This is a genomic window from Salegentibacter tibetensis (assembly GCF_020164485.1).
GTDB classification, from domain to species: Bacteria; Bacteroidota; Bacteroidia; order Flavobacteriales; family Flavobacteriaceae; genus Salegentibacter; species Salegentibacter tibetensis.
The window spans coordinates 1-255 of record NZ_JAIQZA010000166.1 but is presented as its reverse complement, the minus strand read 5'-3'; the positions used below and the strand labels follow the sequence as shown (position 1 = coordinate 255).

The 255-nt window shown below is 43.9% G+C and carries 1 protein-coding gene; it reads right to left on the bottom strand.

Going from position 1 to position 255, the window contains the following annotated elements; genetic code table 11:
* On the bottom strand, positions 1-255 hold a 255-nt coding region (locus LB467_RS18950; protein WP_237690476.1), incomplete at both ends, for a pyridoxal-dependent decarboxylase.

The window sequence follows — 255 nt, the reverse complement described above, 5'->3', positions numbered from 1 at the left end:
TTATATGCATCGCTCCCACGTTTAAAAATAAGGGCAGTAGAAAGGGATGGTGTCATCATCATCTTGTGGTAATCCACCACTACCGAATCAGCCTGCTCAATTCCTTTAACCAGATATTTATAATGAGCTGAAAAAGCAGCAGGCGCACCATGAGCCCCATCTACATGGAACCAAATGCTATATTGTTTACAAAAGTCGGCAATGGTCTCAAGGTCATCATAAGACCCGGTGGAAGTGGTACCTGCACATCCTACA